Raw genomic sequence first — 13,307 nt, 5'->3', positions numbered from 1 at the left:
ACGGTCATTCCTCCAATGCGATTGCCGAAACCTGCCGTCCGTAGTCCGGCTCCCTGCGATGCGTGGTGCGCCGGAAAGAGTAGAAGAGGTCTTCCTCCGCATAGGTGCAGCGGCCAAGCATGTCGGCCACGATGCCGGCGCGGCGAAGTCGATCCACCGTGTACTGGTTGAGGTCGAACATGGCGTGGCCGGCATTGGCGGAGGCGGTGAAGTAGCGCGTGTTGTCGGCGTCCTCGCCGGTGAAGCGGGCGACGAACTCCGGCCCGACCTCGTAGTTGGCGGCGCTGATCGAAGGACCGAGCACGGCGAGGATGCGCTCGCGCCTGGCCCCCAGGCCCTCCATGGCGGTGATGGTGTTTTCGAGAACGCCGCTCAAGGCGCCCTTCCAGCCGGCATGGGCGGCACCGATGACGCGCGCCTCGGGGTCGGCGAAGAGCACGGGCCCACAGTCCGCGGTCGAGGCGCCCACGGCGATGCCGGGGCGGTCGGTCACGACGGCGTCGGCCTTGGGGCGCTCGCCGGCGAACGGGCCGGTGGCGACGATCACGTCGGGCGAATGGATCTGGTAGGCGGTGAGCAGGCGGTCGGGCGCGACGCCCATCCAGCTTGCCACGCGGCGCCGGTTCTCGGCCACCAGCGCCTGGTCGTCGGCGGAGCCCGTGCCGATGTTGAGGCCCTTGTAGATGCCTTGCGAGACCCCGCCGGCCCGGGTGAAGTAACCGTGGCGGATGCCCTGGGCTTCCGCGCTGGCGAGCAAGTTGGACCGGACCGGATCCGGCTTCGAGTCGTTCAGCATTGCCGCCTTGTCGTCCCCCAGGGCAGTTTCGTCAAGGCAGGGCCGCTTGTCTCGGTCCTGCTTCATCGTTGAGCGCGGACAGTGGAGCCGCGGCAAGCAAGCTGTCAACCGGCGCCGGGGAAGGGCACTCTGGTCCCCGCCGTTGCGACCGCCAGAACCTTGAACAGCGTGCCCATGGCGTCGGGCCCGGCCAGCCGCTCGACCTCGGCGCGGATCTTGTCGCGTGCATTGTCGCTCCCCCCGGCGCCCAGCTTGCCGGCGCGCTCGAGCAGCCCCATGGCGAGAAGGAATTCGCCCTGGGTGGCGAGATGCGCGTCGAGGCCGTGCGCGCGTGCCGCGCCGGCGAGGGCGGCGAAGTCGACATGCGAGGTGAGGTCGGCCTCGCCCGGGCTCGTGAGCACGTCCTCGTAGCGATGTCGGCGCAGGGCCTGCAGCGTGTCGCCGATGCCGGGAACCAGATGGCCATAGTCGAAGAACAGCCCGGCGCCGCCGGAGGCCGCGATGCGTTCGGCGATGGCCTCCATCACGGCGGTGCGTGCGGGCGCGAATTCGAACACGGCGCCCGGCGCGGCAGCGGCGGCTCCGGGCGGCAGCAAGCCGGGCTCCAGCGATGCGACGCCGGTGACGAAGGCGAGGTCGCCGTTCTCGTCGAGCCCTATGGCGCGTTCGCGCCAGTCCGCGCCGACCCTGACGAACTGGCGGATCGGGATGGCGTCGAACAGCTCGTTGCCGATGATCAGCAGCGGCGCTTCCGGCAGGGTGGCTACGCTTTCGTGCCAGGCGATGTCGATGCTGCTTGCGGTGAGCGTGGCCTTCTGTACCTCGCGCAGCCTTGGGCTGGTTTCGATCAAGGCGACCGAGGCATCCGCGACGAAGGCGGGGTCGAGCTTGGAGAGCACCCGCAGCATGTCCCGCATCAGCGTGCCGCGGCCGGGGCCGATCTCGGCCAGGGTGGGGCGCACCGGGCGCCCCAGTGCCTGCCAGGCCGCATAGAGCCAGACGGCGGCGAGTTCGCCGAACATCTGGCTGATCTCCGGGGCGGTGGTGAAGTCGCCGGCGGCGCCGAACGGCTCGCGCGTGGTGTAGTAGCCGTCTTCGGGGTCGAAAAGGCACGTCGCCATGTAGTCGGCGACGCTGATCGGACCGGAAGCGGCGATCAGTCTGGCTATGCGCTTTTTGAGCGCCGTCATGCCGGGCTGGCGGCGTGAGCCACCGGCTTCGCCGACATCATCGCCCAGATGCCGATCAGCACCATAGGGGTCGACAGCACCATGCCCATCGTCAGCCAGCCGCCGAACAGGAAGCCGATCTGCTGGTCGGGCTCGCGGAAGAACTCGACGAAGATGCGCGACAGGCCGTAGCCGCAGATGAAGGCGCCGGCGACGAAGCGGGGCGTCTTCAGCTTGAGGCGGGAGTGGGTGAGGATGCGCAGCACCAGGAACAGCACGAGGCCCTCGAGCAGGGCTTCGTAGAGCTGGCTCGGATGGCGCGGGAAGGGGCCGCCCGTGGGGAACTCGAAGGCCCACGGCACATTCGTCACCCGGCCCCAGAGTTCCGAGTTGATGAAGTTGGCGATGCGGACGAGGCCGAGCCCGACCGGCACGCCGGCGGCGATGACGTCGATCAGCGACCAGACGTGGATGCGGTGCTTGCGGGCGAACAGCACCATGGCGATCGTCACGCCGATGAGGCCGCCGTGGAACGACATGCCGCCTTCCCAGACGGCGATCATGTCCATCGGGTTGGCGAGGTAGCGGGCGAGATCGTAGAACAGGATGTAGCCGATGCGGCCGCCCGCCACGATGCCGATCGCCGCCCACAGCACGAAGTCGTCGAGGGCTTCGGGTTTCATCGGCGCCTGGCCGTTGGACCAGAGCTTCGGGTTGGTCAGGAGCCGCTTGCCGTACCACCAGGCGAACAGGATGCCGACGATGTAGCCCAGGCCGTACCAGCGTATGGCCAGCGGACCTATCTGGAAGATGATCGGATCGATGTTCGGGAAGGTCAGGGCAGCCATCTGCAGGGCCAAATATTCGCTCAATTCAATCTCCGGACATAAGCGATCGCGCGCGGACCATGGGGCAGGGTTTTGGCACGGTCAAGGCGGGCCGATGTCGCTCACCAAGATGTCATTGGTCAGCGGTTGACACTATACTTGTCGCGACGAGGGTGCGGCGGAATGCCGGCGTGGCGGCAACGCCCTTGCATTCCCTGCCTTGCCCCACTACGTCGAAACCACAACGCGAGGTTTTGCCATGACGACCGGACCGAACCGTATCCTGGATGAGTTCGCCAAGCTGATGACCGATGCCGCCGGTGCTGCGCAGGGCGTCAAGCGCGAGGTCGAGACCGCCTTCCGCTCGCAGGCCGAGCGCGTGATGAACTCGCTCGAGGTCGTGCAGCGCGAGGAATTCGAGGCCGTGCGCGAGATGGCGATCAAGGCGCGCGCCGAAAACAAGGCGCTCGCGGCTCGCATCGAGGCCCTGGAGGCCAAGCTCGCTTCGCTCGCCGGTCAGCCCGGCGAGGCGGCTACACCGGCAGCGTCGCCGAAGCCCCGCGCGAAGAAATAATTCATTAACTTTTCCACAAAGCGCCAATCGAAAAAGTGCTTTGTCGTGAATCGCTTACCGGCGCTTGATGAGCTTGCGCCGCAGCCTGTTTCCACACCCGAATGCGGCAGTGCGAAAAATTGGGCTGTTCACGAGACTCCCGATCAATACACTGAATTTACTGCACGATTCGAAACGGAATCGTGCACCGGATGGCGCGGTCCGGCTGGGGGGTATTGAGTCCGGCAGCGCTGGTCGTCCGAGTTCAAGAATAATGTTCGTCGTGTGTGTCCCCCGCGCGGAGCGCGAAGGCGTGCCCGAAACGACAGGAAGAATTGATGGAACTTCTCGAACTCGAGTTCTCCCGCGAAATCCACCCGGTGGATGTCATCGAACAGGTGGCGCACAACAACGACTGGTCGTTCGAGCGGGCCGGCGACGACGAGATTTCCATTTCGGTCGTCGGCAACTGGACCGACTACCAGATCTCCTTCTCTTGGATGGAGGATTTCGAGGCGCTGCATCTCGCTTGCGCCTTCGACATCAAGGTGCCGGAGAACCGGACGCTCGAGGTCCTGCGCCTGCTGTCGATGATCAACGAGCAGATGCTGTTCGGCCATTTCGACCTGTGGGAGAGCGAGGGCGCGATCATGTTCCGCCAGTCGCTGCTGCTCGCCGGCGGCGTCGAGCCCACCAGCCAGCAGGTCGAAGTGCTGCTGTCGTCCGCCCTCGAAGCCTGCGAATGCTATTTCCAGGCGTTCCAGTTCGTCGTCTGGTCCGGCACCTCGGCCAAGGACGCGCTCGCCAGCGTGCTGTTCGAGACGCAAGGCAACGCCTGAGAACTGCCCAGAGAATTCCCATGAGTGCACATGGCGGGCGCAAGCCCGAGATCACCTACGCCGATTTCGACAAGGTCGACATCCGCGCCGGCACGATCGTCGAGGTCCAGCCGTATCCGGAGGCGCGCAAGCCGGCCTTCAAGCTGACGATCGATTTCGGCCCCGAGATCGGCGTGAAGCGGTCGTCGGCGCAGATCACCAGGCACTATTCGCCGGAGACGCTCGTCGGGCGGCAGGTGTTTGCCGTGGTCAACTTCCCGCCGCGCCAGATCGGCAAGTTCATGTCGGAAGTGCTGACGCTCGGCTTCCCCGACACCGAAGGCGAGGTCGTGCTCGGCGCCATCGAGCGCAAGGTGCCTGACGGCGTCAGGCTGTTCTAAGCCGTACCGATATTCAGGTGAGGCCCGTCTGCAAATGGTGGCTTCCTGCGCTTCCGGTACTCACGTACCCAAACGTACGCTCCGTTCCGGTTCTCGGAATCCACCATTTTCGACCGGGCCTGACCTGAATCTCGATACGGCTTGGCCGGATAGGTTCACGCCGCGTAGGCCGCCCGCACATTGTCCAGGAACATCTCGGCGCAGGCCGTCCAGGTGTAGCGCATGGCGCGCTCGCGTGCTTCCGTGCGGTCGATCTTGAGCGCCGCCAGCGCTGCTTCCCGCAGATCCTCCGAAACCACGCCGCCGATGCCGTCGCCGACGATGTCGATCGGGCCGGTCACCGGATAGGCGGCGACCGGCGTGCCGCTCGCCAGGGATTCGATGATGACGTTGCCGAAAGTGTCGGTGCGGCTGGGGAAGACGAAGACGTCGGCCGAGGCATAGATCCGGGCGAGTTCGTCGCTCGGCCGGCGGCCGAGGAAATGCGCGTCGGGGTATCTGGCGCGCAGGCGCTCGATCTCCGGCCCGTCGCCGACCAGCACCTTGCTGCCGGGCAGGTCGAGGTCGAGGAAGGCCGGCAGGTTCTTTTCCACCGCGATGCGGCCGACGCAGAGGAAGACCGGCCGCGGAAAATCCAGTTCGACCTTTTTGTCGGGGTGGAAGTGGTTGATGTCGACGCCGCGTGTCCATGGTCGCAGCTTCTCGAAGCCGCGCGCGGCGAGGTCGTCGGCGAGCGATTGCGTTGCCACCATGCAGCCCTGGCCGGAATTGTGGAAGTTGCGCAACAGCCCGTAGGTCCAGCTTTCCGGCAGCGGCAGGCGGGCGCTGACATATTCGGGAAAGCGGGTGTGGTAGCTGGTGGTGAAGGGCCGGCCGTTGGCGCGGCAATAGCGCCGCGCCATCATGCCGAGCGGGCCTTCGGTGACCAGGTGGATATGGTCGGGCCGGCGTTCCTCGATGATGCGGGCGACGTTGCCGGGCGTGGTCAGCGCCAGCCTAATGTCCGGATAGGTCGGCATCGGCAGGGTGCGGAAGATGTTCGGGGTGAGGAAATCGGCCTCCGCGCCGAACGCCGTCAGCGTTTCGGCGAGCCGTTCGAGCGTGTGCACGACGCCGTTGATCTGCGGACGCCAGGCGTCGGTGACCATCAGGATGCGCACGGATCGTCTTCCCCTCGGGCCGTGTCCTGCCTGGCTTCGGGCCTCGCGGGAATCAGCGGCGGTCGCGTTCGTTGCGAGTGGCCTTTGAGCAGGCTTCAATGACGTGCGGATGACGGTGCGCCGTGGTGCTGATCGTGCTCGTCTGCGGCATCCAGTGGATCGGCGACAGACTGGTGGCGCGGCTCGACCACCGCGGCTGACGCCTCAGGCCGGCACGCGGATGATCGCCCTCAGCCCGCCGAGCGGGCTGTCGCTCAGCTTGATGTCGCCGCCATGGCTGCGGGCGATGTCGCGCGCCACCGACAGCCCGAGGCCCGTGCCGGTGGCATCGAGGTTGCGTGCCTCGTCGAGACGGTAGAAGGGCTTGAACACCTCCTCGCGCTTTTCCTCGGGGATGCCGGGGCCGTTGTCGTCGACCATCACCACCAGCATGCCGCGGTCGTGCACGGCCTTGATCTCGACCTCCTTGGCATAGCGGAAGGCGTTGCCCACGACGTTCTGCAGGAGGCGCGTGAAGGCATTGGGGCGCACATGCACCTCCGGCTCGCCGACCAGCGTCACCTTGAGCTTGCGCTTCCTGAGCTTGGCCTCGTCGCCCAGCCGGTCGAGGCAGGACCCCAGGTCGAAGCGGCCGGGATCCTCGGCGGCCTCGCCGCGGGCGAAGGCGAGGTAGGCCTCGAGCATCGACTGCATGTCGTCGACATCCTGGCTCAGCGCCTCGCGGTCGATCTTGTTGCCCGACAGCGCCAGCTGCAGCTTGAAGCGGGTCAGGATGGTGCGCAAATCGTGGCTGACGCCGGTCAGCATGGCCGTGCGCTGGTCGATCTGGCGCTCGATGCGCTCGCGCATCTGGATGAAGGCGAAGCCGGCGCGGCGCACTTCCTCGGCACCCCGCGGCCGGAAGTTGGGCGGCATCGGCCGGCCCTTGCCGAAGCTCTCGGCCGCCTCCGCGAGATGCAGGATCGGCCGGATCTGGTTGCGCAGGAAGGGGATGGCGATGGTCAACAGCACCAGCGACGTGCCGACCATCCAGAGCAGGAAGATGTGGGTGTTGGAGGCATAGGCCTGGCTGCGGCGGACGAAGGCCCGCAGCACCTTGTCGTTGAGCTGCACGCGGACCTCGACGATGTTGGAGTTGCCGACGGTATCCAGCCAGAACGGCCGGTTGATCTGCTTGCGGATCTCCGAGGACAAGGCCTGGTCGAGGATCGAGAAGAACGGCTTCGGCCCGGGCGGGGGCAGGGGATCGGCGGGCAGCAGGTCGATCTTGAGCGACATGCGCTCCTGGGCGATGCGGATGATCTGGGCGTAGTTCTCCGGCCCAGGAAAGGTGTCGAGAAGGTCTATGATGCCGGAAATGTCGCGCGTCACCGCCTGCGACAGGCGGACCGTGACCGTCTGCCAGTGGCGTTCCATGAACACGAAGGCCACCACCGACTGCAGCAGGATCATCGGGGTGATGACGATCAGCAGCGAGCGGGCGTAGAGCCGCTTCGGCATGTAGAGCGAGACGAGCCGCCAGAAGCGGTTCCAGCTCCGCGGTACTGCCGCCAGCGCGCGCCACACGCGTCCGCCGAGACCGCTTCCGTCCGGCCGTTGCATCTCCGTGGTCGCCATCCGCCCTTCCGCCTGGAGTGCTGCGCCTCCATCAGGACGCGCAAAGGCACTCCAACAACTTCGATCTACGCCGCCCGGCCCTGCAAGGCTGGCCCCGCGGCACTCCTATTCGACGCTCAGCCGATACCCAATACCGCGCACGGTCTGCAACCAGACGGGATTGGCCGGATCGCGCTCGATCTTGCGCCTGAGCCGGTTGATCTGGACGTCGATGGTGCGCTCGCCGACTTCCGCATCGCCGGTCACCAGCTCGTGGCGCGGGATCGTCTCGCCGGCCCTTGCTGCGAAGATGGCGAGGATTTCCTGCTCGCGGTCGGTGAGCTTGAGCGCCTCGCCGCCACGCTTCAGCTCGCGCCGCGCGATCTGGAAGGTGTAGGGTCCGAACACCAGTTGCTCGACCTTGGGCGTGGTCACCGGGCCGCCGCGCCTCAGGATGTTGTTGATGCGCAGGATCAGCTCGCGCGGGTCGAAGGGCTTGGGCAGATAGTCGTCCGCGCCGGCCTCGAGACCGGCGATACGGCTGTCGGTCTCGGACAGCGCGGTCAGCATGAGGATCGGCACGTCCTTCTCGTCGCGCAGCGACCTGGTCAGGTCGACGCCGTTTTCGCCGGGCATCATGACGTCGAGGACGAGCAGGTCGAAGTCGAGGCCGGCCAGCTTGCGCCGTGCCTCGTCGGCGTTGCCGGCGACCGTGACACGGAAGCCGTTTTCCGTGAGATATTGCTTGAGCAGGTTGCGGATGCGCGTGTCGTCGTCAACCACGAGCAGATGCGGTGCGTCGTCGTTCATCGCTGCGGCGGCTCCCGTCCCGTCTCTATTTTCCATCGTCTCTCCCAGGCTTGTTTCCGGGCAGATGATCGATCTGGGCCCGAAGCTCGGGGTTGACCATCGCCTTGAGGAATCGCTCGATCGAGGCGCGTTCGGCCTCACCTGCGCCTTCCAATGCAGCATGGATGCGGCGCGACTGTGGCCGGGCGAGTTCAAGCGTCAGCGTGCGCCCCTTCGCCGTCGGATACAATTCCCGCTGGCGGCGGTCGCGCGGCCCCTGGACCTGGATAATGTAGCCCGCGTCGATCAACTGCTTGAGCACCCTGGCAAGGCTCTGCTTGGTTATCTTGAGCACGTCGAGCAGTTCGGCAACGGTCAGGCCGGGCATGCGGTTGACGAAGTGCAGCACCCGGTGGTGGGCGCGGCCGAAGCCGTATTCGGAGAGGATCTGGTCCGGGTCGGACGTGAAGTCGCGATAGGCAAAGTACAAGAGCTCGATGATGGTGAAGTCGACGCCGTCGTCGGCCGTCACTGCGGTGCGGATCGGTTGGGCGGCTGCGCCGCTGCGTGGTGCCATAGGAGTCCTGCTCGTCAATTTATGTCAGCACTGTTGACATAAATTAGGTGCGATGGTAATTTTTGCCAAGCTTTTCGGCGGATTGCGAACGAAAAGGCAAGGTACGGTGGTTTTTTCCGAAACATCGTGAGTTTGCTTTGGTATTGTTGGCCGTCGACGCTTTACCCTTTCGGCCCTCTGGGCCGGCAAGCCCGATACGAAAACGATTGGCAGGCTCCGGCCTGCGGGAAGGTTTACCATGGCATCCGTTCCTTTCGACCAGCTCGATGGACACATCTGGATGAACGGCGAGTTCATCAAATGGGCAGACGCCAAGATTCACGTCCTAACCCATGGCCTGCACTATGCAAGCGCCGTATTCGAAGGCGAGCGCGCCTATGGCGGCGAGATCTTCAAGCTGACCGAGCACACCGAGCGTCTGCATGAATCGGCTCGGCTCCTCGGCTTCACCGTTCCCTATTCCGTCGCCCAGATCGACGACGCCTGCCGGGAACTGCTGAAGAAACAGGGCTTCAAGGATGCCTATGTGCGTCCGATCGCCTGGCGCGGCAGCGAGCAGATGGGCGTTTCGGCCCAGAACAACCGCATCAACGTCGCCATCGCCATCTGGCAGTGGCCGAGCTATTTCGACCCGGCGCAGAAGCTCAAGGGCATCCGCCTCGACCTCGCCGAATGGCGCCGCCCCGATCCGCGCACGGCTCCGTCCAAGTCGAAGGCGGCCGGCCTCTACATGATCTGCACGCTGTCCAAGCATGCGGCCGAGGCCAAGGGCTATGCCGATGCGATGATGCTCGACTGGCGCGGCCAGGTGGCGGAAGCCACCGGCGCCAACATCTTCTTCGTCAAGGACGGCAAGATCCACACGCCGAAGCCGGACTGCTTCCTGGACGGCATCACCCGGCGCACCGTGATCGGGCTTGCGAAGGATCGTGGCCTCGAGGTCAACGAGCGGGCGATCATGCCGGAGGAGCTGGAAGGCTTCGAGCAGTGCTTCCTGACCGGCACGGCGGCCGAAGTGACGCCCGTTTCCGAGATCGGGCCGTACCGATTCGAGGTCGGCGAAATCGCCAAGACGCTGATGAACGACTATTCGGCGGCGGTTCAGCCCAAGCGCGCGATCGCGGCAGAATAAATAGCAAGTTCAAGGACTTGATCTGAGGAAAGGGCGGTCTTGCGACCGCCCTTTCTGTTTGATTTGAGGCGAATTTGACTTTCGCGGAATTCGGGGTCTCATGTGGTCGTCGGCCGGCGGAGGTCGGCCAGCAATTTTGGAGGGAATTGTAAATGGAAACGCTTCTTCCGATCATTGTGCAAATCGTGACCGGCGTAATCGGTGGACAGGCAGTAGGCGCGGCCGTCAAGCAGGCCGCGATGGGGCAGTTGAGCAAGCTGCTCGCCGGCGGTATCGGCGGTCTCGCGGGCGGCCAGATTCTCGGCAGCCTGATGGGCGGCGCGGCCGATCCGGCCACGGCGGGCGCACTGAGCGGCATTCTCGGCGACGTCGTCGGCGGTGCTGGCGGTGGCGCGATCCTCACGGCGATCGTCGGCGCCGTCATGGGCGCGATGAAGAAGGCCTGACAATATCCCAATGTTCTCTCGACTGGGCGGCTTCGGCCGCCCTTTTCGTTTGCGCGGACGGCGGCCGGCGCGAATAGGCATGGACGGCGCGCGCCTGCGCCCCTATCTCGGTGCCAGCATCAGAAAAGGGACAGCCATGGGACAGCTCAACGCGGGCGTCGTGCCGGTCACGCCATTCCAGCAGAACTGCACGATCCTCTTCGACAACGACGACAAGACCGGCGTGGTCGTCGATCCGGGCGGGGACGTCGAGACCATTCTGGCGATACTCGGCGACAGCGGTATCAAGATCACCGCGATCTGGCTCACCCATGGCCATATCGACCATGCCGGCGGCGCGATGGAGCTGAAGGAGGCGCTCGGCGTCGAGATCGTCGGCCCGCACGAGGCCGACAAGCCCTTGCTCGACAATCTTGCGGTGCAGGCCCAGAAGTTCGGTTTGGCCGGCAGTGTGCGCAACTGCACGCCCGACAGGTTCCTGACCGAAGGCGAGACGGTGTCGTTCGGCAGTCATGTCTTCGAGGTTCTGCATTGCCCCGGCCATGCCCCCGGACATGTCGTCTACTACAACCGCGCCGCCAGGTTCGCCCATGTCGGCGACGTGCTGTTCCAGGGCTCGATCGGCCGCACCGACCTCTATGGCGGCGACCACGAAACGCTGATCCGCTCGATCAAGGACAAGCTCCTGCCGCTGGGCGACGACGTCGGCTTCATCTGCGGCCACGGTCCCGGCGGCCGCTTCGGCGACGAGCGGCGCGGCAATCCCTACCTGGTCTGACGGCAGCCTGCCTCATCCGGAAAACGAAAGCGGCGCCACGAGGTGGCGCCGCTTTTGTTTCTGGGGCAGGGAACCCGTGTCGAAGGCGTCAGTTGGCGACGCAGAAGTGCTGCTGGCCGTCATAGCCGGTGAAGGTGCCGGTGCGCGGCTTGAAGCTGCGGTAGCGGTCCGAGCAGTACTCGTACCATTCCGGGGTCCACGGCTCGACCGACGAATAGCCGCGGCCGTAATTCTCGGAATAGATCACGCGCTGCTGCGGCGCCGGGCGGTAGTATTCCTGGCGATAGATGCGGCGCGGCTGCGGCTGGTAATCATAGTCGTAATAGTCGTCGTAGACCGGCCGCGAGCGGTTGGCATTGCCGGCAATGACCGCGCCGGCGATCAGCCCGAGCGCACCGGCAGCGACGATCGCGCCAGTGTTGTCGCGGCGATGCTTGTAGTGCCTCCAGCCGTCGCTGGCCTGGGCCGCGGGCAGGGCGGCAAGGGTGGTGGCGGCAACAGCTGCCGACAGGACAATGGTCTTGATGATGCGGTTCATGTTCGGTCTCCTTCGCCGTCCAGCCCGTATCGAAGGGCGGGAGATTGGCGTCGACTAGCTGTCTAGGGGACCCAGCCTGAACGCAAGCTGAACGGATTTACCGACGTTGACGCGGCTCGCCGAAGGCCAAACGGTACCTCTCCGGCATACCGGTTTCGGACGCTTTATGGACGATCGGCCGGCGCCATGGGCTCCGGCCGCCCCGGGGCTCAGCCTACCGTCAGATTGACGGCCTTGGGGCCCTTGCCGCGCTTGTCCGGCTCGGTATCGAACGTAACTTTCTGCCCATCCTCAAGACCGGGAAGACCCGACGCCTGCACGGCCGAGATATGGACGAAGACATCCTTCGCTCCGTCGTCCGGCGTGATGAAGCCGAAGCCTTTGGCATGATTGAAGAACTTGACGGTGCCGGTCTGCGGCATGGGAAACTCCTCTGATCCCATAAATTCCAGTCTCCGGGCCGGCAAATGCCCGAAGGTGAAATTTGTCGTTCATTTTTGGGTGATCGGCAAGCGAAACTTTTGCTGGTCGGCGCCGCTCCGAAGCGGCGCCATTGCCGGGATTTGCAGGCTTCGCGCCCTTTCAAAACCGGGTCACCGGCTCAGTATTCGCAGTAGCGGATCGGGCCGATCTGGATGCACGTGCCGGGCCGCGGCCGGTACGGATCGTAGCGGTCGTAGACCCTGACCCGGCAGCTGGAGCCGACATGGCGATGGGTGACGCGCGCACCATATTGCGGCAGATAGTGCCGCTCGACGCTGCGATGGCAATCCCTCACGACCGGCTGCCGCACGATGATCGGCCGGCAGTCGGGGCGGCGGTGCCGGTGCCATGCCGTCCGGCCATATTCCGGAACATAGTGGCGCACGACCTCCGGGTGGCAGCCGCGCACCTGCACGACCAGGCCGCTGTCCGACTGCGGCTCGCCTGAGGGCAGGGCGGACGCCGGCCCGCCATAGCCAAGTGCGGCGGCCAGCAGTGCGGCGCCGAGGGAATTCAGGAATTTCATAGTCGGCCTCCTCCTGTGCGGGGGCGGTCTGTGCCCCCGGGCAAACTATGCCATCAAATGGAAGGTTCAGCCAGCGTCGTCAGCCTATGGTTGTGGCGGACGCAGGAGAGGCGATGCAAAGACAAAGGGCGCGGCGGTTTCCCGCCGCGCCCTTCGTTCAAGCGAACAGGCGAAACTCAGGCCGCGCGGAGGTTGACCGCCTTGGGGCCCTTGCCCATGCGGTCAGGCTCGACGTCGAAGGTGACCTTCTGGCCATCGACGAGCGTGCGCAGGCCCGAAGCCTCGATGGCGGAGATGTGCACGAACACGTCCTTCGCACCGCCATCCGGCGTGATGAAGCCGAAGCCTTTGGTTGCGTTGAAGAACTTTACGGTACCGGTCTGGGCCATTGGGAGAACTCCTTCACCCTATCAGTGGTCTGGACCTGCCGACCGCCTGGCGTCGGCGGCAGATCGGTGGTTTTGCTTGGCGGTCATGCATTCGCGCACGGTAAAACCCCCCGCCGAGTAACGGGGTCGTCAGAGATTCACAGTATCGGGGAAAGGGTCGTGCCAAACGTTCCAGTCTCCGGGACAGCAAATGCCCGAGTAATGCTTGTATTGCATGGAAACGTGTAGGTTGCAAGATGTCGCAGCAGCCGGCGCCGCCGCCATGGAAATCGCGAATGCCCGCCTGCGGCCAGGCCGCCATCGGCCAGACGGCGGCAACGATGGGGACA

17 protein-coding genes and 1 pseudogene are annotated in these 13,307 nt (G+C 65.3%); 7 read left to right on the top strand and 11 right to left on the bottom strand.

Annotated features, from left to right (window positions below):
• Positions 1-4: 4 nt before the first annotated feature.
• The 3 genes from pgeF to lgt form a co-directional block, all read right to left on the bottom strand.
• Positions 5-796 carry a peptidoglycan editing factor PgeF gene (gene pgeF, locus AmiPiv_RS15190; protein WP_340038314.1) on the bottom strand — a complete coding sequence of 264 codons (792 nt, stop codon included), beginning with the start codon at positions 794-796 and terminating at the stop codon, positions 5-7.
• Positions 797-900: 104 nt separating this feature from the next.
• The gene (locus AmiPiv_RS15185) at positions 901-1,986 is read right to left on the bottom strand and encodes a class I SAM-dependent methyltransferase (protein WP_340038313.1); all 1,086 of its coding nucleotides are present in this window, start codon (positions 1,984-1,986) and stop codon (positions 901-903) included.
• Positions 1,983-2,837, bottom strand: a complete 855-nt coding sequence (lgt, locus tag AmiPiv_RS15180) for a prolipoprotein diacylglyceryl transferase (RefSeq protein WP_340038312.1) — start codon at positions 2,835-2,837, stop codon at positions 1,983-1,985. Before lgt ends, AmiPiv_RS15185 begins: the two co-directional genes overlap by 4 nt.
• A gap of 214 nt (positions 2,838-3,051) precedes the next feature.
• On the opposite strand from lgt, the gene AmiPiv_RS15175 reads away from it, so the two are divergent.
• From AmiPiv_RS15175 to AmiPiv_RS15165, 3 genes are all read left to right on the top strand, one after another.
• Complete coding sequence (locus AmiPiv_RS15175) at positions 3,052-3,366, top strand: accessory factor UbiK family protein (RefSeq protein WP_340038311.1); 315 nt, start codon at positions 3,052-3,054, stop codon at positions 3,364-3,366.
• Between the two features lie 317 nt (positions 3,367-3,683).
• Positions 3,684-4,184 carry a YbjN domain-containing protein gene (locus tag AmiPiv_RS15170; protein WP_340038310.1) on the top strand — a complete coding sequence of 167 codons (501 nt, stop codon included), beginning with the start codon at positions 3,684-3,686 and terminating at the stop codon, positions 4,182-4,184.
• A gap of 20 nt (positions 4,185-4,204) precedes the next feature.
• Positions 4,205-4,564: a tRNA-binding protein gene (locus AmiPiv_RS15165; RefSeq protein ID WP_340038309.1), complete on the top strand. Its 360-nt coding sequence runs from the start codon at positions 4,205-4,207 to the stop codon at positions 4,562-4,564.
• Positions 4,565-4,719: 155 nt separating this feature from the next.
• Here AmiPiv_RS15165 and AmiPiv_RS15160 read toward each other — a convergent pair whose 3' ends face one another.
• Entirely contained in the window at positions 4,720-5,724 is a 1,005-nt protein-coding gene (locus AmiPiv_RS15160; protein ID WP_340038308.1) for a glycosyltransferase family 4 protein, read from the bottom strand.
• Positions 5,725-5,849: 125 nt separating this feature from the next.
• On the opposite strand from AmiPiv_RS15160, the pseudogene AmiPiv_RS15155 reads away from it, so the two are divergent.
• Positions 5,850-5,924 (top strand): annotated as a pseudogene (locus AmiPiv_RS15155) (ABC transporter permease); the annotation flags it as partial.
• A gap of 4 nt (positions 5,925-5,928) precedes the next feature.
• Here AmiPiv_RS15155 and AmiPiv_RS15150 read toward each other — a convergent pair.
• The 3 genes from AmiPiv_RS15150 to AmiPiv_RS15140 form a co-directional block, all read right to left on the bottom strand.
• Positions 5,929-7,341 carry an ATP-binding protein gene (locus AmiPiv_RS15150; protein ID WP_340038307.1) on the bottom strand — a complete coding sequence of 471 codons (1,413 nt, stop codon included), beginning with the start codon at positions 7,339-7,341 and terminating at the stop codon, positions 5,929-5,931.
• Positions 7,342-7,446: 105 nt separating this feature from the next.
• Complete coding sequence (locus AmiPiv_RS15145; RefSeq protein ID WP_340038306.1) at positions 7,447-8,166, bottom strand: response regulator transcription factor; 720 nt, start codon at positions 8,164-8,166, stop codon at positions 7,447-7,449.
• The gene (locus AmiPiv_RS15140; RefSeq protein WP_340038305.1) at positions 8,156-8,686 is read right to left on the bottom strand and encodes a MarR family winged helix-turn-helix transcriptional regulator; all 531 of its coding nucleotides are present in this window, start codon (positions 8,684-8,686) and stop codon (positions 8,156-8,158) included. The genes AmiPiv_RS15145 and AmiPiv_RS15140 overlap by 11 nt, the downstream gene beginning before the upstream one ends.
• A gap of 238 nt (positions 8,687-8,924) precedes the next feature.
• Between AmiPiv_RS15140 and AmiPiv_RS15135 the strand changes: the two genes are divergently transcribed.
• The 3 genes from AmiPiv_RS15135 to AmiPiv_RS15125 all read left to right on the top strand — a co-directional run bounded on the left by AmiPiv_RS15135 (position 8,925) and on the right by AmiPiv_RS15125 (position 11,042).
• Positions 8,925-9,818: a branched-chain amino acid aminotransferase gene (locus tag AmiPiv_RS15135; protein WP_340038304.1), complete on the top strand. Its 894-nt coding sequence runs from the start codon at positions 8,925-8,927 to the stop codon at positions 9,816-9,818.
• Between the two features lie 152 nt (positions 9,819-9,970).
• A complete protein-coding gene (locus AmiPiv_RS15130; RefSeq protein ID WP_340038303.1) occupies positions 9,971-10,264 on the top strand; it encodes a hypothetical protein in 294 nt (97 codons plus the stop codon).
• A gap of 136 nt (positions 10,265-10,400) precedes the next feature.
• Positions 10,401-11,042 carry an MBL fold metallo-hydrolase gene (locus AmiPiv_RS15125; protein WP_340038302.1) on the top strand — a complete coding sequence of 214 codons (642 nt, stop codon included), beginning with the start codon at positions 10,401-10,403 and terminating at the stop codon, positions 11,040-11,042.
• A gap of 88 nt (positions 11,043-11,130) precedes the next feature.
• Here AmiPiv_RS15125 and AmiPiv_RS15120 read toward each other — a convergent pair whose 3' ends face one another.
• The 4 genes from AmiPiv_RS15120 to AmiPiv_RS15105 all read right to left on the bottom strand — a co-directional run bounded on the left by AmiPiv_RS15120 (position 11,131) and on the right by AmiPiv_RS15105 (position 12,978).
• Positions 11,131-11,580 (bottom strand): BA14K family protein, encoded by a 450-nt coding sequence (locus tag AmiPiv_RS15120; protein ID WP_340038301.1) that lies wholly within the window; start codon positions 11,578-11,580, stop codon positions 11,131-11,133.
• Between the two features lie 209 nt (positions 11,581-11,789).
• Positions 11,790-12,002: a cold-shock protein gene (locus AmiPiv_RS15115; protein ID WP_024925394.1), complete on the bottom strand. Its 213-nt coding sequence runs from the start codon at positions 12,000-12,002 to the stop codon at positions 11,790-11,792.
• Positions 12,003-12,181: 179 nt separating this feature from the next.
• Positions 12,182-12,589 carry a hypothetical protein gene (locus tag AmiPiv_RS15110; RefSeq protein WP_340038300.1) on the bottom strand — a complete coding sequence of 136 codons (408 nt, stop codon included), beginning with the start codon at positions 12,587-12,589 and terminating at the stop codon, positions 12,182-12,184.
• 176 nt (positions 12,590-12,765) lie between these two features.
• A complete protein-coding gene (locus AmiPiv_RS15105; RefSeq protein ID WP_006202520.1) occupies positions 12,766-12,978 on the bottom strand; it encodes a cold-shock protein in 213 nt (70 codons plus the stop codon).
• Between the last annotated feature and the right edge of the window lie 329 nt (positions 12,979-13,307).

Source organism: Aminobacter sp. Piv2-1 (assembly GCF_037625995.1).
Classification (GTDB): Bacteria; Pseudomonadota; Alphaproteobacteria; order Rhizobiales; family Rhizobiaceae; genus Aminobacter.
This window is presented reverse-complemented; position numbering and strand designations above follow the sequence as displayed.

What these genes read in the sequence shown, in the direction of transcription:
- AmiPiv_RS15140 (WP_340038305.1), bottom strand. Translation starts at nt 8,686, where the DNA reads ATGGCACCACGCAGCGGCGCAGCCGCCCAACCGATCCGCACCGCAGTG.
- AmiPiv_RS15145 (WP_340038306.1), bottom strand. Translation starts at nt 8,166, where the DNA reads ATGGAAAATAGAGACGGGACGGGAGCCGCCGCAGCGATGAACGACGAC.
- AmiPiv_RS15165 (WP_340038309.1), top strand. Translation starts at nt 4,205, where the DNA reads ATGAGTGCACATGGCGGGCGCAAGCCCGAGATCACCTACGCCGATTTC.
- AmiPiv_RS15110 (WP_340038300.1), bottom strand. Translation starts at nt 12,589, where the DNA reads ATGAAATTCCTGAATTCCCTCGGCGCCGCACTGCTGGCCGCCGCACTT.
- pgeF (WP_340038314.1), bottom strand. Translation starts at nt 796, where the DNA reads ATGCTGAACGACTCGAAGCCGGATCCGGTCCGGTCCAACTTGCTCGCC.
- AmiPiv_RS15115 (WP_024925394.1), bottom strand. Translation starts at nt 12,002, where the DNA reads ATGCCGCAGACCGGCACCGTCAAGTTCTTCAATCATGCCAAAGGCTTC.
- AmiPiv_RS15125 (WP_340038302.1), top strand. Translation starts at nt 10,401, where the DNA reads ATGGGACAGCTCAACGCGGGCGTCGTGCCGGTCACGCCATTCCAGCAG.
- AmiPiv_RS15135 (WP_340038304.1), top strand. Translation starts at nt 8,925, where the DNA reads ATGGCATCCGTTCCTTTCGACCAGCTCGATGGACACATCTGGATGAAC.
- AmiPiv_RS15150 (WP_340038307.1), bottom strand. Translation starts at nt 7,341, where the DNA reads ATGGCGACCACGGAGATGCAACGGCCGGACGGAAGCGGTCTCGGCGGA.
- AmiPiv_RS15170 (WP_340038310.1), top strand. Translation starts at nt 3,684, where the DNA reads ATGGAACTTCTCGAACTCGAGTTCTCCCGCGAAATCCACCCGGTGGAT.
- AmiPiv_RS15185 (WP_340038313.1), bottom strand. Translation starts at nt 1,986, where the DNA reads ATGACGGCGCTCAAAAAGCGCATAGCCAGACTGATCGCCGCTTCCGGT.
- AmiPiv_RS15130 (WP_340038303.1), top strand. Translation starts at nt 9,971, where the DNA reads ATGGAAACGCTTCTTCCGATCATTGTGCAAATCGTGACCGGCGTAATC.
- AmiPiv_RS15105 (WP_006202520.1), bottom strand. Translation starts at nt 12,978, where the DNA reads ATGGCCCAGACCGGTACCGTAAAGTTCTTCAACGCAACCAAAGGCTTC.
- AmiPiv_RS15175 (WP_340038311.1), top strand. Translation starts at nt 3,052, where the DNA reads ATGACGACCGGACCGAACCGTATCCTGGATGAGTTCGCCAAGCTGATG.
- AmiPiv_RS15120 (WP_340038301.1), bottom strand. Translation starts at nt 11,580, where the DNA reads ATGAACCGCATCATCAAGACCATTGTCCTGTCGGCAGCTGTTGCCGCC.